This is a genomic window from Neorhizobium sp. PAMB6716 (assembly GCF_058242805.1).
In genome coordinates this window covers 3,224,339-3,241,514 of the sequence record NZ_CM177835.1, presented here as the reverse complement: position 1 = coordinate 3,241,514, position 17,176 = coordinate 3,224,339, and the positions used below count along the sequence as shown (strand labels likewise).

Here is a 17,176-nt window from a genome sequence, read left to right as displayed (position 1 = left end):
TGCCGGTGACCACGTCATGTCTCTGACCGGCCAGCGCCGCCATTTGCTCTGGAGTGACCGCCATTGCGGTACGTATCGAGCATGGTTGCGCGTTTCACTACACCCTCACCCGCCTGTCCGGCAAGCGCCGCAGCATGGATAAAAGCACTCTGGCCCATCAGTTCGTCCATTTCGGCCGCGGTAAAGAGCATGAAGGAGGGTATCTCCTCCTCGCTCTCTGTCCCCAGCCGCCAGGCCTTGCGGGCCTGGTCGATTTTTCGCACACCGTCCGCTGCCGCGTCCGATGCATGGAAGACGCCCAGCGTCTGGCCCGAGCGGACCGCGGCATCCACCTTGGTGGCGCCTGAGATGAACTGGCCCGCCTTGCGCGCCATGCCCATCATTCCCGTCAGGTCTGCCACCAGCAGTTTGTCGACCAGATCACCAAGATCCGGGGCCGCCTTCACGTCCGCCTTCAGGGCGCGGGCAAAGATCTTGCGCTTGATGGCGGTTTCCACCAGGGCGCGATCCACCTTGACCCAGCATCCCCGACCCGGCAATTGCCGCTTCAGGTCCGGCACAACGGTTCCATCCGGTGCTGCGACGAAGCGGATCAGCTCTTCCGGCGAAACGGCTTCACGCGTCACGATGCAGGTCCGGTCGTTCACAACCAATTCCGCATCGTCTGCGCTCCCGTCACCGGCAACAGCTGCCGCAATCATTCCTGAACTGCGGCGTCCGCCTCCTCGTCAGCCATGTCGGCTTCTTCGGTTTCCGCTTCAGCCTGCTGTTTTGCGAGGTCTTCCTCGGTGATCCAGCCGGCCATCAGACGGGCCTGCACGATCATGTTTTCAGCCTCGACACGCGACACGTCGAACTTGGAGAACAGGCCTTCGAACTTCTTCGTTTCGCCGTCCTTGCGTTCCGACCAGCCGATGAGATCGTCGGCGGCACAGCCGGCAAAGTCCTCGACCGACTTGATGCCGTCTTCGCCAAGCGCCACCAGCATCTTGCCGGTCAGGCCATCGATCTGCTTCAACTCATCGAGAACGCCGAGTTCAACGCGCTTGGCGTCCATTTCGGCTTCCAGGCGCTCGAGGTATTCCTTGGCGCGCATCTGGATTTCGCTGGCGGTGTCTTCGTCGAAACCGTCGATCGAGGCGATTTCGTCCAGTTCGACATAGGCCAGTTCCTCGACCTGCGCGAAACCTTCCGATGCCAGAACCTGGCCGACCATTTCGTCCACGTCGAGCGCATCCATGAAGAGGTTGGTGCGTTCGTTGAATTCCTTCTGACGGCGTTCCGATTCCTCGGCCTCCGTCATGATGTCGATATCCCAACCGGTCAGCTGCGAGGCCAGACGTACGTTCTGGCCGCGACGGCCGATGGCGAGCGACAGTTGTTCGTCCGGCACCACCACTTCGATGCGCTCGGCATCTTCATCCAGAACGACCTTGGCGACTTCAGCCGGCTGCAGGGCGTTGACGATGAAGGAAGCCGGATCCTGGCTCCACGGAATGATGTCGATCTTTTCGCCCTGAAGCTCGCCGACAACGGCCTGAACGCGCGAACCGCGCATACCGACGCAGGCGCCGACCGGATCGATCGAGCTATCGTTCGAGATAACGGCGATCTTGGCACGCGAGCCCGGGTCACGGGCCACCGACTTGATCTGGATGATGCCGTCGTAGATTTCAGGCACTTCCATGGTGAACAGCTTCACCATGAACTGCGGATGGGTACGCGACAGGAAGATCTGCGGGCCGCGCTGTTCGCGGCGCACGTCGTAGACGTAAGCGCGAACGCGGTCGCCGTAGCGCATGTTTTCGCGCGGGATCATTTCATCACGGCGAATGATGCCTTCGCCACGGCCGAGATCGACAATCACGTTGCCATATTCGACGCGCTTGACAGTGCCGTTGATGATTTCGCCGACGCGGTCCTTGAACTCGTCGAACTGGCGGTCACGCTCGGCTTCGCGCACCTTCTGCACGATGACCTGCTTGGCCGACTGGGCAGCGATACGGCCAAAGTCCATCGGCGGCAGCGGATCGGCAATGAAGTCGCCGATCTTGGCGTCGACATTGCGGTCGCGGGCCAGCGCCAGCGGAATCTGCGTTGTATAGTCTTCCGCATGGTCGACCACTTCCAGAAGACGCTGCAGGCGGATTTCGCCGGTCTTGGAATTGATGTCGGCGCGGATGTTGCTTTCGGTGCCGTAACGCGAGCGGGCGGCCTTCTGGATCGCGTCGGCCATTGCGGCCAGCACGATCTCGCGGTCGATGACCTTTTCGCGCGCCACTGCATCTGCGATCTGCAGAAGTTCTAGCCGGTTCGCACTCACTGCCATTGTCGTCGGTCTCCGTAGATCGAATTGGTTCGCCCTTGCGGAAGCAAGAACGTTTATCGGTTAGTCCTGATCTTCTTCGGTCAGGTCTTCGTCGTTCTGATTGGCGGCTTCGGCCTTGGCCAGCTTGTCCGCCTTCAACGCATCGCGGATCAGGTCGTCGGTCAGGATCAGCTTGGCTTCAGCCAGTGCCGAATAAGGAACCGTCACACGCGGTTCTTCGCCATAGGCCACCTGGTCCCGTTCAAGGGTGAAGCCGTTGTCGTCCGTTTCGACGATCTTGCCGCGAAAACGCTTGCGGCCGTCGAGCATGACGGAGGTTTCGCACTTCAAGAGATGCCCGGTCCAGCGGACGAAATCGGATTTGCGCACCATCGGGCGGTCGATGCCGGGCGATGACACTTCCAGATGATACGCCTTATCGATCGGATCTTCCACATCGAGAACCGGAGAAACCGCCATCGAAACGGCTTCGCAGCCCTCGACATTCATGGTTCCGTCATCTCGTTCACACATGATCTGCAAAGTCAGGCCGTTCTGGTTCATCAGACGAACCCTGACGAGACGGAAATCCATTGCCTCGAGCGTCGGCTCGATGATTTCAGCGACCCGGAGGTCGAGGCCTGTCTCGACGAGGAGACGCGGTTCCTTGGCGTTGTCCTGCATTTGGTCTTTCGGCGCTGTCGCCGTCCCGGCGATGATGCTGCGAGCCTGACCGCCTAACAAAAAAGAGCGGGTCCTTGCGGCCCCACCCTTCATCTGACGATCAAGAATATGAGAGCCATATACGCTTTCAAAGCCGCAATTGCAAGCGTTGCGGCAGAGGCGGGGGCTGGAGGGCAAAGATGCGTCCTGCGCCTGTGCCGGTCAAGCCGGCGCGAGCGTCTGGCAAGGTCTGCGGGATATCCTAAGGGATCGCGACAAGAGGATGGCCCGCTTCGCTTTTGCGCTTGCCGTTGGCGCCCGCCCGACTAGTTTAGCCGGCAGCATCAAGAGCATGAAGAGGTTCACCGTGCCCGAGCGGGTCTCACCCCTGGCGCCTTTCGGTTACCAGACATTCCGCACCATCTGGATTGCCAGCATCGCCTCCAATTTCGGCGGACTGATCCAGGCTGTCGGGGCCGCCTGGATGATGACGGCGATTTCCTCGTCGGAAAACATGGTGGCGCTTGTCCAGTCGTCGACAGCGCTGCCGATCATGCTGTTTTCGCTGGTGGCAGGCGCGCTTGCCGACAATTACAACCGCCGCCGCATCATGCTGACGGCGCAAGGTTTTATGCTTGCCGTCTCGCTTCTGCTGACGCTTTTTGCCTTCTTCGGCTGGTTGACGCCCTGGGCGCTTCTTGGTTTCACCTTCCTCATCGGCTGCGGCACGGCGCTCAACAATCCCTCCTGGCAGGCCTCTGTCGGGGATCTCGTGCCGCGCCCGGTGCTGCCGGCGGCCGTGACGCTGAACAGTGTCGGTTTCAACATTACCCGCAGCGTGGGACCTGCCATCGGCGGCGCCATCGTTGCAGCTTTCGGCGCGGCGGCTGCCTTTGCCGTCAACGCCGCCAGCTATTTTGCGCTCATCTATGCGCTTTCGCGCTGGAAACAGGAGGAGCCGGAAAGCCGGCTGCCACGCGAAACGCTGGGCCGGGCGCTCTCTGCCGGCTTCGGTTACGTGGCGATGTCGCCAAAACTGCTCAATGTGCTGTTCCGGTCCACTCTGTTCGGGTTGTCCGCCAGTGCCATCCTTGCGCTCCTGCCTCTCGTCGCACGCGATCTCGTCTCCGGCGGCCCGCTGACCTATGGCTTCATGCTGGGGGCGTTTGGCGTCGGCGCCGTTGGCGGTGCCATGCTCAATGCGCGGCTGCGTGAGATGTTTTCGAGCGAGATGATCGTGCGCATCTCGTTTACCGGCTTTGCTCTCAGCGCCGTCGTGGCTGCCCTTTCCACCGCGACCTGGCTCACCTGTCTTGTGCTTCTGATCCCCGGCGCCTGCTGGGTGCTGGCGCTCTCGCTGTTTAACACCACCGTTCAACTGTCGACGCCGCGCTGGGTGGTGGGGCGTGCGCTGTCCTTCTACCAGACGGCAGCTTTTGGCGGCATCGCGGTCGGCAGCTGGCTGTGGGGCTCGCTTGCCGAAGAGCATGGCGTTTCCACGGCCCTGATGCTGGCAAGCCTTTCCATGGTGTTTGGCGCCGCCATTGGCTGGAAGCTGTGGCTGCCCTCGCTGGAAACGCTGAACCTCGATCCCGTCAACACGTTTCGCGAACCCTCGCTGCGACTTGATCTGCAACCGCGCAGCGGACCCATCGTTCTTCTCATCGATTATACGATCCGCGAGGAAAACGTGGCCGAATTCCTGACGCTGATGTCGGAGCGGCGGCGCATCCGTATCCGCGATGGTGCCCGCCAATGGGGGCTGCTCCGGGATCTGGAAAATCCTGACGTCTGGACGGAAACCTATCATACCGCCACCTGGGCCGATTACGTGCGCCACAATCAGCGCCGCACGCAGGCCGATGCGGAGGTCTGGGCGCGCATCCGCGCCCTTCACGCCGGGCCGGAAGGACCGCGCGTTCACCGCATGATCGAGCGCCAGGCCATTCCCCCGCACGATGCGCGTGACGACGTGTTCCACAAGTCGGCGCTTGACCTTCATCACTGACCGCAATTGGGAGAGACGCATTGCTCAAGATCCGCACGGCCACCCGCGACGACCTGTCCGCCATCGTTGCCATGCTGGCCGATGACGCGCTGGGGCTTGCCCGCGAAGTGGTGTCGGATCCGGTCGACCGGCGTTATGTTGCAGCCTTCGAGGCCATCGAGGCGGATGACAACCAGCTGCTTGCGGTTGCCGTTTCGCCGGAGGGCCAGGTGCTTGGCTGTCTTCAGGTGAGCTTCATTCCCGGCCTGTCGCGCCTTGGCCTGTGGCGCGGTCAGATCGAAAGTGTTCGGGTGGCAGCAGATGCGCGGGGAGGCGGCATCGGCCGTCAGATGCTCGCCTGGGCCATCGACACATGCCGCGCGCGCGGCTGCAAACTCGTGCAGCTGACCTCGGACAAACGACGCGACGATGCGATCCGCTTTTACCGGTCGCTCGGCTTCGAGCCGACACACGAAGGGTTCAAGCTTTCCCTCTGACAGTCTGTTCCAAAATTCCCTCCGGCGGGCTGTAAATGGCAATTTCTGCTTGTCCGGTGCTCACGTACCAAACGTACGCTCCGCTCGGCTTCTCGAAATCACCATTTTCGCCGCGCCAGAGGGAATTCTGGAACAGACTGTGAGCCCTTGAGGTGCGCTCAGCGCAGCTTTGCCTTCAGGCTCTCATCGGGAAAGCAGGTGGGAGAAAGTCCGTTCTTCGCCTGCCAGTCGCCCAGCGATCGGCGGGTCTTGAAGCCGGCGAGACCATCGGCATTGCCAACATCATAACCCTTGGCCTGCAGGGTTTTCTGCATGGCAAGAACATCCGAGCGCAGCATTTTGCCGACCGGGCCCCAGCGGCCTTCGAAGGCGCCGGCGCCATGGGCGATGCGGTCGGCGAGATTGCCGATGAAGAGGGCATAGAGATCGGAATTATTATATTCCTTCAGCACGTAGAAATTCGGCGTGACGACGAATTCCGGGCCGTGGCGGCCGGCGGGAACCAGCATCATGCCGTCCACCCTCAGCTCCGCTGCCGGAAAGGGCTTGGCCGAAATGCGGGTGATGCCCATGCCGGCCCAGGCGGAAATCGGCTTTGCCAGATCCGGCCCCTCCTGCGCGCAGGAGACGTTTTGCGGAATGGACACTTCAAAACCCCAGTCGCGACCGCGTTGCCAGCCTTTCAGCGCCAGATAATGGGCAATCGAGCCCAGCGTATCCGGCACCGAATTCCAGATATCGGCACGTCCATCGCCATCGAAATCCACCGCATAACGCGCATAACTCGATGGCATGAACTGCGGCTGGCCAAGGGCGCCCGCCCAGGAGCCCATCATCTTGTCTGCGGTGATGTCGCCATGCTCGATGATGCGCAGCGCGTCGATCAGTTCCGCGCGGAACATGTCCTTGCGGGTGGACATGAAGGCTTTTGTGGCCAGCACATCCAGCGCGGCATAAGGCAGTTTTGCCCGTCCATAACCGGATTCGCGACCCCAGACGGCAAGCACGACGGACCCCGGTACGCCGTAGGTCTGCTCCACCTTGCGCAGTGTGGCCGCATGGGTGGCGGCGAGAGACCGGCCGGCCGCAGCAAGCCCCTGCAGGCGCTGTTCGGAAAAATAGGCGCCGGGCGATGAAAATTCCGCCTGGCTCTGGTCACGCTCTTTCGGCGGCGTGGTGCCGGGTGGCACCAGATCCGGCAGATCCCAGTAAAGTTTGACACCTTTCAGCGCACTGTCGGCGGTGCGGGCCGAAACCCCGGCTTTTCGCGCCTCCGGTGCAATCTCCTTCGCAAGCCAGGCGCGGAACTGTGCTTCCACCTGAGCTTTCGAGGGGGCGGCAAGCGCCGGCAGCGGCAGCAGCGACAGGGCAATAAGTGCAAGGGCGCGGCAGAGGTGCCGTCTGGCGGCGGTTGTTTTGACCATGAGCGTCATCCTCCTCAGATCACGGTGCGGGCACGAAGTGCGGCCGTCAGTGTTCCCTCGTCGAGATAATCAAGCTCGCCGCCAACAGGCACGCCATGCGCCAGCCGCGTGATGCGCACCTCGAGATCGCCGAGCCGGTCGGTGATGTAATGCGCCGTTGCCTGCCCTTCGACGGTGGCGTTGACGGCCAGAATGATTTCGCGGATGCCGCCTTCGCTCACCCGGTCGATCAGGCCCTTGATGTTCAAATCGTCAGGTCCGACACCATCGAGCGGCGAGAGCGTGCCGCCGAGCACATGATAGGCGGTGTTCATCGCGCCCGCCCGCTCCAGCGCCCAGAGGTCGGACACGTCCTCCACCACGATGATGACGGCCTGATCGCGCCGCTCGTCAGTGCAGACTGTGCACGGGTCGACCGTATCGACATTGCCGCAGCGGGAGCAGACCTTCACCTTGTCATAGGCCTCGCCCATCGCGGTCGAGAGCGGTCCCATCAACTGCTCGCGTTTCTTGATGAGGTGCAGGGCTGCGCGGCGTGCGGAGCGGGGCCCAAGCCCCGGAACCTTTGCCAGCAACTGGATGAGTTTTTCGATTTCGGGACCGGTCACACGTTTTGCCATGCGCCGCTTTTAGACCATATGTCTGGAAAACGGAATCGCCAAAACGCACTCGCAAAGTGAGGCTTGCCCCATGAAAGTCAGCGCCATCTGTCTTGGTCAGGCGGAAAAACTGCCGGGAAAAAGTTATAAGACGGGCATCAACAAACACTCCGTTGCGGGTGCCGTGCTGGTTGATGAAAACGGCCTCATCGGCGATGCGATCTGCAACCGCAAATATCACGGCGGGCCGGATCAGGCGGTCTATGTGGAGGGCAGCCTGACGCTGGAGTGGTGGGCCGAAGCGCTTGGTCATCCGGTGGCGCCGGGCCTGTTCGGCGAAAACCTTGTCATTGAGAGCCTCGACAACCTCGAGGTCTGCGCCGGTGACCGGTTTTACCTCTCAGGCGGGGTGGTGCTGGAGGCGACGTCTGCCCGCATCCCCTGCAACACGTTTTCCGCCCGCATGGGAGATGCAAAGTTCGCCAAGCGTTATATGGCAGCGGGCAGGCCGGGTATTTATTGCCGTGTTCTTGTGCCGGGAACCGTAAGCCCTGAGGAGCCGGTGAGGTTCGAAGCATTTTCCGGAGAAAAAGTGCCGATCCCGGAGATGATGCGCACTTTTGGCAAAAGGCTGACGCCGGAAGACCGGGCGCGGTATCTCGCAGCACCGATCCACACGAAGCTGCGAGCGGATCTGGAAAAGACGGGCAGTTGAGGCGCGGGCCTGCCCATCATCCCGCTGCCGGCACCTTTTCCCTTTGTGGGCAGGGCTATCGCATATGAAGAAAGTCCCCTCCCAAACCCTCCCCACAAGGGGGAGGGCTTACCCCGGCCGCACCCTCTGATGCGCGAACGGGACGCTTGCCGCATGATATCTCCCCCCTTGTGGGGGGTCCGAAGGACGGGGCGAGACCCGTGGCTCGACCCAGGTCGGCCCGGCAGGGCAGAGAGGGGCTTACTTCAAATGCGATAGCTTTACCGCAGGCGCGGAGAAGGAATTCCGGCGATCCTTTCGCCCAGGCAAAGACTTGTGTAGCAACAGCCTGGACCGCAGCATTGTGCTACGGCCCCGTATCTGCCTTAGAACGGCAGCTTCATGCCGGGCGGCAGAGGCAGGCCGGCGGTCAGGGCCGCCATCTTTTCCTGGGCCTGCGCCTCGCCCTTGTCCTTGGCGTCCTTGTGGGCGGCAACGATCAGGTCTTCGAGGATTTCCACCTCGTCTTCCTTGAAGAGCGCGGGATCGATCTTCAGGCCGCGCATTTCGCCCTTGCCGTTGAGGATCACGGTGACGAGCCCGCCACCGGCCCGGCCTTCGATTTCAAGGGCAGCGATTTCCTCCTGCACCTTTTCCATCTTGGCCTGCATTTCCTTGACCTTGCCCATCATGCCCATGATGTCGCGCATCGGGTCGCTCCTTATCGTTTGTCGTTAGAATTCCATGTCGTCGCCGGGCAGGATGTCGCCCTCGGCACTTTCGATGGTGGCCGGCGGCGGTGCCTCGTCGGCATCGTCGATCAACTCCGCCATCCGGATGCGCACATCGGTAATACGGGCGCCGGGAAACTGCGAAAGAATGGCCGCGACATCCGGGTCAGATCGCGCATCGGTGAGGCGGGCCTCGCGGGCTTCCGTTTCCACTTCCGACAGGGTCTGCGATCCCGCCTCGCGGCTCAAAATCACCATCCAGCGGATTTCGGTCCACTCTTCGAGACGCTTTTGCAGGTCGCCGACAATGCTTTTCGGCGCGTCGGTCGGCAGGTTGATTTCCAGCCGGCCGGGCTCCACCTTCACCAGCCGCACGAAACCGCGCAACAGCGCCTTCAGCTTCGGGTCGCGGTTTTTGGTGCAGAGATCGGCAATATCCGAGAGCGAGGTGATAGGCACCTTCGGCTCAGGCTGCTGTTTCTGCTGCGGTGCCGGGTTGCTTGCCGGCCGCGCTTCCGTCTGCCCCATCGCCATCGGCTGGGAGGATGCGGGAACGGCTGCCAGCATGGCGGTCGCGCCGCCGGAGGGCATGCGGGCGGCGGGAGCACTGTCTGGCCCGCGCGCCATCGCGTTTACCTGCGGTGCTGCCATCGCACGCGCGCCGCCATTGCCGGCGGGCGAAGCGGAGGCACCGGCATCCCCGCCGCCGTTGGACAGAAGGTCGGCCATGCGGCGCGCGGCATCTTCCGGAGAGGGCAGATGGGCGGCATGGGTCAGGCGGATCAGCACCATCTCGGCAGCGCCGGCAGGCCTGGAAGAATTTTCCGCTTCGGGAAGGCCCTTCAGCAGCATCTGCCAGATGCGTGACAGCGTGCTGACGGCCACCGTGCCGGCAAATTCTGCGCCGCGCACCCGCTCGACTTCGCTGAGCGACGGGTCGTCGGCGGCATCGGGGATATATTTGACGCGGGTGACGAGATGGGTGAAATCAGCAAGATCCGTCAGCACCACAACCGGGCTCGCGCCTGCTTCATACTGCGCGGTAAATTCCGAAAGGGCTGCCGTCACATCGCCCTTCACCACATGCTCGAACAGATCGACGATGCGGGCGCGGTCGGCAAGGCCCAGCATGCCGCGCACGGTGTCCACCTGAACGCTGCCGCCGCCATGGGCAATCGCCTGGTCGAGCAGCGACAGGCCGTCACGCGCAGAACCTTCCGCCGCACGCGCCACCATCGCCAGCGCCTCCGGCTCGAAGGGCACGCCTTCCTTGCCGAGAATGGTGGAAAACAGTCCGACCAGATCGGCGGCACTGATGCGGCGCAGGTCAAACCGCTGGCAGCGCGACAGGACCGTGATCGGAACCTTGCGGATTTCGGTGGTGGCGAAGATGAATTTCACATGTTCCGGCGGCTCTTCCAACGTCTTCAACAACCCGTTGAAGGCCTGCGTCGAGAGCATGTGCACTTCGTCGATAATGTAGACCTTGTAGCGTGCCGAAACCGGGCGGTAGCGCACCTGCTCGATGATCTCTCTGATGTCGTCGATGCCGGTATGGGAGGCGGCGTCCATCTCGATCACGTCGACATGGCGGCCTTCCATGATCGCCTGGCAGTGTTCGCCGGGAATACGGAGGTCGATTGTGGGCTTGTCGATTTCAGGCGTCTTGTAATTCAGCGCGCGGGCCAGAATACGGGCGGTCGTGGTTTTCCCCACGCCGCGCACGCCGGTCAGCATATAGGCCTGGGCAATGCGGCCTGTCTCAAACGCGTTGGTGAGGGTGCGCACCATCGGTTCCTGGCCGACCATCAGGTCGGAGAAATCCTTCGGGCGGTATTTTCGCGCCAGGACCCGGTAGCCGGCATTCGGCTGCGTGGTGGTGCCCGAAACTGTCGGCCTGTGTTCCGGCGGCTCTATGTCGCTCATGAGGTTCCGCCAGCCTTCTTCAAGGCCGCCCCGGCCTCTGCCGGAATGCGGACCGACCGGACGCTGGCCATATAGGGAATGAGGTGGGAGGCTGGCACGGCGACCCGTGCCTGGCTCGTTAGGGCTGCTTCCTTCCGGACCTGACCCGGTTGGCGAGTGGCTCGTCCACCACCAACCTCCCGAGGCGACATATCGGCAATAACGGAACCAAATGCAAGCCAACCTTCCAAAAAACTGCTAGCAAGAGGAAAAAGCAGGAGGAAACCTTGAGCCCATTCGAACTGGATGCCCGGCTGGCGCGCGATTCTGATCTGGTGACGGTGCTGGGCCTCTGCCAGCTGCGCATCTTGAACGACAGCCGCTGGCCCTGGTTGATGCTGGTGCCGCAGCGGCCCGGAATGAGTGAAATCTTCGAGCTTACGCCGCTCGACCAGACCATGCTGACCTTCGAGACGAATCTGGTGGCGGAGGCGCTGAAGCGGGTCACCGGCGCAAAAAAAATCAATGTCGGGGCGCTCGGTAATGTTGTGTCGCAGCTTCATGTCCATGTGGTGGCGCGCAACGAAGGCGATGCCAATTGGCCGGGGCCGATCTGGGGCCATGGTTCTGCCGTACCTTACGATGAAGACAAGAAACGCACCTTCCTTGCCGCCCTCGACCAAGCCCTCTGACCCTCCAAGATCTGACCCCATGACCCATTCCCTTTTCGATACCGATGCGCCGCACGGCGAGCCAAGCCGGCTGACGGCATTTACCGGCAACCGGCTGGACCGCGATGCCGAACACCGCACGGAAGACAGTCTCGGTCAGGCGCTGGCGCTTGGCGGCGCGACGATCCTTGCATTTTCCGGCAACCGGCTCCTGCTGAAGGAGACCGAGGGCACGCTTGATCCGCTGTTTGACCGTGCGGAGCTTGAGCCTCTTTTGCCGGATTTGGCCGGCGCCATTCTGCTGGGGATGCGCCAGGATGGTTCGCCGCGCCTTGCCGTTCCGGTCCAGCGCCCGGCCGAGGAACTTTCGCTGTCATTCCGGCTGACGGATGCGCGTTCTGCCTTGCGTGATGGTCTGGTCGCGGAGGAGGTGCTGGGCGAGGTGGCGCAGGCCGTCAGCCTTCTTCACTGGAACGACGCCAACCGTTTCTGCGGCAAATGCGGCACCAGGACCGAAAGTCGCCTTGCCGGCTACAAGCGCATCTGCCCGGCCTGCGCGCATATGATGTTTCCGCGCACCGATCCCGTCGTCATCATGCTGACGGTGGACGAGGCGCGTGATCGCGTGCTGCTCGGCCGCGGCCATCACTTTACGCCGGGCATGTATTCGGCGCTTGCCGGGTTTGTTGAGCCGGCCGAAACCATCGAGGATGCCGTGCGCCGGGAGACGCGCGAGGAATCGGGCATCGTCACGGGCCGGGTCCGCTACCATGCATCACAACCCTGGCCGATGCCGCATTCGCTGATGATCGGCTGTTATGCCGAGGCGCTGAGCGAGGATATCGGTATCGACACCCAGGAACTGGAGGATTGCCGCTGGTTTTCGCGTGCCGAGGTTGTCGCCATGCTTGCGGCAGATCCTGCAGGCGAGGGGCCGTCTGCACCGCTGCGCGGTGCCATTGCCCACCGCCTGCTGCGTGACTGGGTGGAATGGAGCCGCTGATCAGGCGGGTTTTGCGCGGCGGGTGAATTCGCGCACGGCAAGCGAGACGCCGATGACCTGCAGGAGGCAGCCAAACCCTTCCGATGGTGTTGGCCAGCGCAGGTCCATGGAAAGTCCGAAGATCAGGCCGAACACGGTTTCCGCCACGATCAGCTGCGCCGTCAGCGCCAGCGGCAGCCGGTTGGAGGCAAAGCTCCAGCACCAGGTGGCAAGCCAGGAGGCGGCCATGCCCAGCACTAGCGCCCAGACGATGAAGCGCATCAGCACATCGGAAGAGACTGTCTGATAGGCATCAGACGCCATGGGCAGAAGGAAAATCGAGCCGATCAGTGCGCCAAGACCGTGAAGGGTCGTCCAGTCCATGGCGCTTGGCGGGTTTTCTGCCCGCATCAGGCGGGAATTGACGATGCCGTAGATCACCCAGACGAGGAGCGCTGCCACCGCGCATCCGGCACCGGCCAGCATCATGCGCTGTCCGGCAACGTCAAGCTTTGCCACCAGCTCGAGATTGACCACCAGAATGCCGGCGGCAATCATCACCAGAGGGGCTGCAAGCCGGCGCCAGGCGATGGTGCGCTCCATCAGGTTGGCAATTGCCGGAAGAACCACGGGCGTCACGCCGATGATCAACGGCGGAATGACGGGACCGGCCAGAAGCACGGCCTGCGAGGCGAGCAGAAAATAGCCGACATAACCGATGACGCCGAGCGCCATGCCGATCAGCGCGCGTTTCACCCCCACGCCCTGCAAACGAAAGCGCGGATGCAGCATGGTGACAAGGCAGGTGATGCCGAAGACGAAATAGCGGCCGATCGTGATGTCCCAGACGGAAAAAGGATGCACAAGGCGCGCGGCAACGAAGGTGAGGCCCCAGAGCGCGCCCGTCAGCAGGCCGGCGAGGATTCCAAGCAGCATGCGATCTCCTTTGCCGCAGTCCAAGACGATGCTGGCACGACGGCTGACGCGTGAAAAGAAAGGGCGGGACCGATGATCCCGCCGGGAAGGGAGTGAAATCAGCCGCCGTTCAGCGACCGGCGCATGGGATGGCCGAGATAGCTGCCGAGAATGCAGACCTTTTCGGAAAAGAAGCGCAATTCCTCAAGCGCCCGGCGCACCGGCGCATCTTCCGGATGTCCCTCGATATCGGCATAAAACTGCGTTGCCACGAACTTGCCGCCGATCTGGTAGCTTTCGAGCTTCGTCATGTTGATGCCGTTTGTGGCAAAACCGCCCATCGCCTTGTAGAGGGCGGCTGGAATGTTGCGCACATTAAAGACGAAGGTGGTGACGATGAGTTCGTCCGGGCTGTTGCGCTTGACCCATTTTTCATCGCGCGAGAGAACGACAAAACGGGTGACGTTGTGCTCGGAATCCTCGACATTTTCCTGCAGGATTTCAAGCCCGTAAAGGCCGGCGGCCAGACGCGGCGCAAGGGCTGCCATCGAGCGGTCGCCGCGTTCGGCCACAAGCTTTGCAGCGCCGGCGGTATCGCCGGCGACCACGGCCTTCCAGCCGTTTCCGCGGATGATCTTGCGGCACTGGCCAAGCGCGTGGATGTGGCTGTGAACGGTGCGGATCTCGTCATGCTTCACCCCCGGCAACACCATCAGTTGGAAGCGGATCGGCATGAAATATTCGCCGACGATGTGCAGGCGCGATTCCGGCAGCAGGTGGTGGATATCGGCGACGCGCCCGGCCAGCGTGTTCTCGATCGGGATCATCGCCAGATCCGCTTCGCCGCTTTCAAGCGCCGTAAAGGCATCCTCGAATGTGGGGCAGGGCAGCGGTTCCATGGTCGGGAACATGTCCCGGCAGGCCATGTCGGAGTTGGCGCCGAAATCGCCCTGGAAGGCGATGCGATTGGTCGTCGAAACCATGTTTGGATGTCCGGTCAGAGGGAGCGGCTGGCGAGGATCGCGCGCGCCTTTGCAAGGTCGGCGGGAGTATCGACGCCGAGCGGCACCGAGTCAACGATCTCCACATCGATGCGCATGCCGGCTTCCAGCGCGCGCAGCTGCTCAAGCTTTTCGCGCTGCTCCAGAACGGAGGGACCGAGCGAGACGAAACGTTCGAGCGCTGCACGCCGATAGGTGTAGAGGCCGATGTGGTGGTAAAGCGGGCCTTCGCCGTAAGGCGCGGTGGCACGGGTGAAATAGAGGGCGCGCAGCCGGTTTGCGGAGAGAGGCGAACCCACCACTTTCACGATGTGCGGCAGAACCTTGTCCTCCTCGTTGTCGATCTCGACGGTCAACGTGGCGATATCCACGGCCGGATCTTCCATCGGGCGCAGCGAGGCATGCACGGCTGACGCCTCGATGGTGGGAAGATCGCCCTGGATATTGACGATATATTCGACTTTTCCATCGGGGTCTGCGGCAACCATGGCTTCGTGGATGCGGTCTGATCCGGACTGATGGTCGGCGCGGGTCATCACAACCTCAAATCCGGCAGCCTTCACCGCGTTGAAGACGTCCTGATCGTCGACAGCCACCATGACGCGGCCGACATTGGCTTCCCGTGCGCGGCGCGCCACCTGCACGATCATCGGGGCGCCGTTGATGTCGGCAAGCGGCTTTCCCGGCAGGCGTGTGGAGGCCATGCGGGCCGGAATGAGAACGAGCGTCTTGTCAAAAGCCGTATTGTGCATTGGTTTCTCTTCTGGCATTGCCGATGGGATGGCAAAAGGTCTCAGGGGCGGCAATGTGATTCAGGTTGCACCGATCCTGCAAAAGACATAGCTTTCAATGGATTTCAAGGTGGGACGCCTGTGATTCCGGCGGGTGGGCCGGCGGGCGGGAAGGAGCTTTTCTCGGATGAATTCCTATACGAACATGGCCGCGGGGGCCTTGCTCAGCACTGTTTTCGTGATGATGTCGGTCTCGATCGCCTCCGAAGGCCTCTTCCATGCGGAAGCGCCCGAGAAGCCGGGGTTCGCAATCGTTGCCGAAGAAGCGCCTGCTGACGGTGGTTCCGCGGCCGCAGCGCCTGCTGCCGTGCCGATCGCTCAGCTTCTGGCCAGTGCCGATCCGACAGCCGGTGCAACCTCGTTCAAGAAATGTGCGAGCTGTCATTCGGCCGAACCGAGCAGCCCCAACAAGGTCGGACCCGGCCTCTGGGGCGTCGTCAATCGGCCGATCGCAGCACATGAAGCCTTCAGCTATTCGGCAGCCATCAAGGACTTTTCCAAGGGTGGCGCGGAAAAGTGGGATTACGAACATCTCAACCACTTCCTGGCAGCACCCAAGGCTTACATCAAGGGCACGGCCATGGGCTTTGCCGGCCTGAAGAACGATCAGGAGCGGGCAAACGTCATCGCTTATCTGCGTTCGCTGTCCGACAGCCCGGCACCGCTGCCGGATCCGGCCGCGGCACCGCCTGCGACCAACTGATAGCGACCAACTGATCGTTTCGAACGAATTTCCAGTAAAGGCCCGGCTTGTCCGGGCCTTTTCGCGTTGGGGGTTCAGCTGAGCAGCCAGGCCCAGAAGCTGACGGAGACAACGCCAAAGATGGTGGTGATGCTGATCACCGAGGCGGCCAGGCTCTGGCCGGAGCGGAAACGGGTGGCAATGATCCAGGCATTGATGCCTGTCGGCACCGAAGATGTCAGCACCATGGCCGCCGTCCAGGGTTTTGACAGGCCGAGCAGATGGGCAAGGCCAAAGACGGCCGCCGGCAGCAGCAGCAGCTTCAGAACTGCCATCATGGCGGCAAGCGAGAGGTTGCCGCGCACCGGGTATTTCTTCAGCGTCATGCCAAGCGAGATCAGCGCCGAGGCGGCCGTAACGGCGGCGATCTGATCCACCACGCTCTTCAGCACGACCGGCAAAGCGCCGAGGCCTGAGAGATTAAAGGCAATGCCCAGCGTCAGCGCAATCACCAGCGGGTTTCGCACCAGATTGGCGCCCACCTGTTTGACAACCGTTGCAATGCTGCGCCGTCCGCCGCCGTCCACCTTGGCGCTGGCATGTTCCATCAGGATCGTGCCGGCCACCATCATCAGCGGCAGATGGATGGCAAGCAGGATAGAGATGGCGACAAGCCCGTCATCGCCGACAGAACGGCCGACGAGCGGCAGGCCGATGAAGACATTGTTGGCAAAGGCCGACGACATGCCGGCGATCACGCCGATCTTTTCGTCACGCTTGAACAGGTGTTTTGCGATGAGGTGCCCGACCGTCCAGGTGACGGCGACACCGCCGAAATAGGCGATCCACAGACGAAACGGCGATGCCCCTTCGAAATGCGCCTCCGCCAGCGTGCGGAAAATGAGCGTCGGAAGCGCGATCTTGAAGACGAATTCGGCCAGCGCATCGCCGGTTTCTTCGCGCATCAGACCGGTGCGCGCCACCAGAAAACCGATGAGGATCAACAGGAAAACGGGCGCGACATTAATGAAGACAGCTGACACTGGGGGAGGGCTTTCAAAGAGGAGATACCTCGTTTAGCCCATTCGCATCCGCGGGACAAACCCTCGCGTCTGCCGTATCGCCCAAAAAAAGAAAGCGGGCATCAAGCCCGCTTGTCACCCGAAACCGGGTCTCGATATCGCTCCCTGCCAGTTCATCCGTGGTCCGGGAAGCAATTCGATGACTACGGATATAGCGGGGTTTCGTGACGGGAGGATGACGGGGCATGCCGCATTCTGCAGCGGTTTTTTCCTTTTCTTCAACTCTGAAAGCTATATGAGGAGA

Annotated in this window: 17 protein-coding genes and 1 other RNA gene; 6 read left to right on the top strand and 12 right to left on the bottom strand. The window is 62.1% G+C overall.

Going from position 1 to position 17,176, the window contains the following annotated elements; translation table 11 throughout:
• Window positions 1–14: 14 nt before the first annotated feature.
• The 3 genes from AC4CWH_RS15815 to rimP are packed head-to-tail and all read right to left on the bottom strand — an operon-like array spanning window position 15 to window position 2,992.
• Complete coding sequence (locus AC4CWH_RS15815) at window positions 15–701, bottom strand: RNA-binding protein (RefSeq protein WP_491282998.1); 687 nt, start codon at window positions 699–701, stop codon at window positions 15–17.
• Window positions 698–2,329, bottom strand: coding sequence for a transcription termination factor NusA (gene nusA / locus AC4CWH_RS15810; protein ID WP_491319480.1), 1,632 nt, complete (start codon window positions 2,327–2,329; stop codon window positions 698–700). The genes AC4CWH_RS15815 and nusA overlap by 4 nt, the downstream gene beginning before the upstream one ends.
• A 60-nt stretch (window positions 2,330–2,389) precedes the next feature.
• On the bottom strand, window positions 2,390–2,992 hold the full coding sequence (gene rimP, locus AC4CWH_RS15805) for a ribosome maturation factor RimP (RefSeq protein WP_491319479.1): 603 nt from the start codon (window positions 2,990–2,992) through the stop codon (window positions 2,390–2,392).
• Window positions 2,993–3,323: 331 nt separating this feature from the next.
• On the opposite strand from rimP, the gene AC4CWH_RS15800 reads away from it, so the two are divergent.
• Window positions 3,324–4,979, top strand: coding sequence for an MFS transporter (locus AC4CWH_RS15800; RefSeq protein WP_491319478.1), 1,656 nt, complete (start codon window positions 3,324–3,326; stop codon window positions 4,977–4,979).
• Between the two features lie 71 nt (window positions 4,980–5,050).
• Complete coding sequence (locus AC4CWH_RS15795; RefSeq protein WP_491321442.1) at window positions 5,051–5,455, top strand: GNAT family N-acetyltransferase; 405 nt, start codon at window positions 5,051–5,053, stop codon at window positions 5,453–5,455.
• A gap of 158 nt (window positions 5,456–5,613) precedes the next feature.
• Here AC4CWH_RS15795 and AC4CWH_RS15790 read toward each other — a convergent pair whose 3' ends face one another.
• Together AC4CWH_RS15790 and recR are read right to left on the bottom strand one after the other, a co-directional pair.
• The gene (locus AC4CWH_RS15790) at window positions 5,614–6,879 is read right to left on the bottom strand and encodes a lytic murein transglycosylase (protein ID WP_491319477.1); all 1,266 of its coding nucleotides are present in this window, start codon (window positions 6,877–6,879) and stop codon (window positions 5,614–5,616) included.
• A gap of 14 nt (window positions 6,880–6,893) precedes the next feature.
• Window positions 6,894–7,499, bottom strand: a complete 606-nt coding sequence (gene recR / locus AC4CWH_RS15785) for a recombination mediator RecR (RefSeq protein WP_491282993.1) — start codon at window positions 7,497–7,499, stop codon at window positions 6,894–6,896.
• A gap of 70 nt (window positions 7,500–7,569) precedes the next feature.
• On the opposite strand from recR, the gene AC4CWH_RS15780 reads away from it, so the two are divergent.
• Complete coding sequence (locus AC4CWH_RS15780) at window positions 7,570–8,193, top strand: MOSC domain-containing protein (protein WP_491319476.1); 624 nt, start codon at window positions 7,570–7,572, stop codon at window positions 8,191–8,193.
• A gap of 365 nt (window positions 8,194–8,558) precedes the next feature.
• Here AC4CWH_RS15780 and AC4CWH_RS15775 read toward each other — a convergent pair whose 3' ends face one another.
• From AC4CWH_RS15775 to ffs, 3 genes are all read right to left on the bottom strand, one after another.
• Window positions 8,559–8,882, bottom strand: coding sequence for a YbaB/EbfC family nucleoid-associated protein (locus tag AC4CWH_RS15775; protein ID WP_491319475.1), 324 nt, complete (start codon window positions 8,880–8,882; stop codon window positions 8,559–8,561).
• 24 nt (window positions 8,883–8,906) lie between these two features.
• Window positions 8,907–10,829: a DNA polymerase III subunit gamma/tau gene (locus AC4CWH_RS15770; RefSeq protein WP_491319474.1), complete on the bottom strand. Its 1,923-nt coding sequence runs from the start codon at window positions 10,827–10,829 to the stop codon at window positions 8,907–8,909.
• A gap of 83 nt (window positions 10,830–10,912) precedes the next feature.
• Window positions 10,913–11,009, bottom strand: an RNA gene (gene ffs, locus AC4CWH_RS15765) — signal recognition particle sRNA small type.
• Window positions 11,010–11,095: 86 nt separating this feature from the next.
• Between ffs and AC4CWH_RS15760 the strand changes: the two genes are divergently transcribed.
• A complete protein-coding gene (locus tag AC4CWH_RS15760) occupies window positions 11,096–11,500 on the top strand; it encodes an HIT family protein (RefSeq protein ID WP_491282989.1) in 405 nt (134 codons plus the stop codon).
• A 19-nt stretch (window positions 11,501–11,519) separates the two neighbouring features.
• The gene (gene nudC, locus AC4CWH_RS15755) at window positions 11,520–12,482 is read left to right on the top strand and encodes an NAD(+) diphosphatase (RefSeq protein ID WP_491319473.1); all 963 of its coding nucleotides are present in this window, start codon (window positions 11,520–11,522) and stop codon (window positions 12,480–12,482) included.
• Here the strand turns inward: nudC and AC4CWH_RS15750 are convergent, their stop codons facing one another.
• The 3 genes from AC4CWH_RS15750 to AC4CWH_RS15740 all read right to left on the bottom strand — a co-directional run bounded on the left by AC4CWH_RS15750 (window position 12,483) and on the right by AC4CWH_RS15740 (window position 15,129).
• Complete coding sequence (locus AC4CWH_RS15750; protein WP_491319472.1) at window positions 12,483–13,397, bottom strand: DMT family transporter; 915 nt, start codon at window positions 13,395–13,397, stop codon at window positions 12,483–12,485. It abuts the gene before it with no gap.
• A 98-nt stretch (window positions 13,398–13,495) separates the two neighbouring features.
• Window positions 13,496–14,359 carry a prephenate dehydratase gene (locus tag AC4CWH_RS15745; RefSeq protein ID WP_491319471.1) on the bottom strand — a complete coding sequence of 288 codons (864 nt, stop codon included), beginning with the start codon at window positions 14,357–14,359 and terminating at the stop codon, window positions 13,496–13,498.
• A gap of 14 nt (window positions 14,360–14,373) precedes the next feature.
• A complete protein-coding gene (locus AC4CWH_RS15740) occupies window positions 14,374–15,129 on the bottom strand; it encodes a 3-deoxy-manno-octulosonate cytidylyltransferase (RefSeq protein ID WP_491319470.1) in 756 nt (251 codons plus the stop codon).
• A gap of 166 nt (window positions 15,130–15,295) precedes the next feature.
• Between AC4CWH_RS15740 and AC4CWH_RS15735 the strand changes: the two genes are divergently transcribed.
• Window positions 15,296–15,871, top strand: a complete 576-nt coding sequence (locus AC4CWH_RS15735; RefSeq protein WP_491319469.1) for a c-type cytochrome — start codon at window positions 15,296–15,298, stop codon at window positions 15,869–15,871.
• A gap of 74 nt (window positions 15,872–15,945) precedes the next feature.
• Here AC4CWH_RS15735 and AC4CWH_RS15730 read toward each other — a convergent pair whose 3' ends face one another.
• Window positions 15,946–16,893, bottom strand: a complete 948-nt coding sequence (locus AC4CWH_RS15730; protein WP_491319468.1) for an AEC family transporter — start codon at window positions 16,891–16,893, stop codon at window positions 15,946–15,948.
• Window positions 16,894–17,176 lie beyond the last annotated feature (283 nt).

Coding starts and splice junctions, on each gene's coding strand:
- AC4CWH_RS15815 (WP_491282998.1), bottom strand. CDS start 701: ATGATTGCGGCAGCTGTTGCCGGTGACGGGAGCGCAGACGATGCGGAA.
- nusA (WP_491319480.1), bottom strand. CDS start 2,329: ATGGCAGTGAGTGCGAACCGGCTAGAACTTCTGCAGATCGCAGATGCA.
- rimP (WP_491319479.1), bottom strand. CDS start 2,992: ATGCAGGACAACGCCAAGGAACCGCGTCTCCTCGTCGAGACAGGCCTC.
- AC4CWH_RS15800 (WP_491319478.1), top strand. CDS start 3,324: ATGAAGAGGTTCACCGTGCCCGAGCGGGTCTCACCCCTGGCGCCTTTC.
- AC4CWH_RS15795 (WP_491321442.1), top strand. CDS start 5,051: ATGCTGGCCGATGACGCGCTGGGGCTTGCCCGCGAAGTGGTGTCGGAT.
- AC4CWH_RS15790 (WP_491319477.1), bottom strand. CDS start 6,879: ATGGTCAAAACAACCGCCGCCAGACGGCACCTCTGCCGCGCCCTTGCA.
- recR (WP_491282993.1), bottom strand. CDS start 7,499: ATGGCAAAACGTGTGACCGGTCCCGAAATCGAAAAACTCATCCAGTTG.
- AC4CWH_RS15780 (WP_491319476.1), top strand. CDS start 7,570: ATGAAAGTCAGCGCCATCTGTCTTGGTCAGGCGGAAAAACTGCCGGGA.
- AC4CWH_RS15775 (WP_491319475.1), bottom strand. CDS start 8,882: ATGCGCGACATCATGGGCATGATGGGCAAGGTCAAGGAAATGCAGGCC.
- AC4CWH_RS15770 (WP_491319474.1), bottom strand. CDS start 10,829: ATGAGCGACATAGAGCCGCCGGAACACAGGCCGACAGTTTCGGGCACC.
- nudC (WP_491319473.1), top strand. CDS start 11,520: ATGACCCATTCCCTTTTCGATACCGATGCGCCGCACGGCGAGCCAAGC.
- AC4CWH_RS15750 (WP_491319472.1), bottom strand. CDS start 13,397: ATGCTGCTTGGAATCCTCGCCGGCCTGCTGACGGGCGCGCTCTGGGGC.
- AC4CWH_RS15745 (WP_491319471.1), bottom strand. CDS start 14,359: ATGGTTTCGACGACCAATCGCATCGCCTTCCAGGGCGATTTCGGCGCC.
- AC4CWH_RS15740 (WP_491319470.1), bottom strand. CDS start 15,129: ATGCACAATACGGCTTTTGACAAGACGCTCGTTCTCATTCCGGCCCGC.
- AC4CWH_RS15735 (WP_491319469.1), top strand. CDS start 15,296: ATGAATTCCTATACGAACATGGCCGCGGGGGCCTTGCTCAGCACTGTT.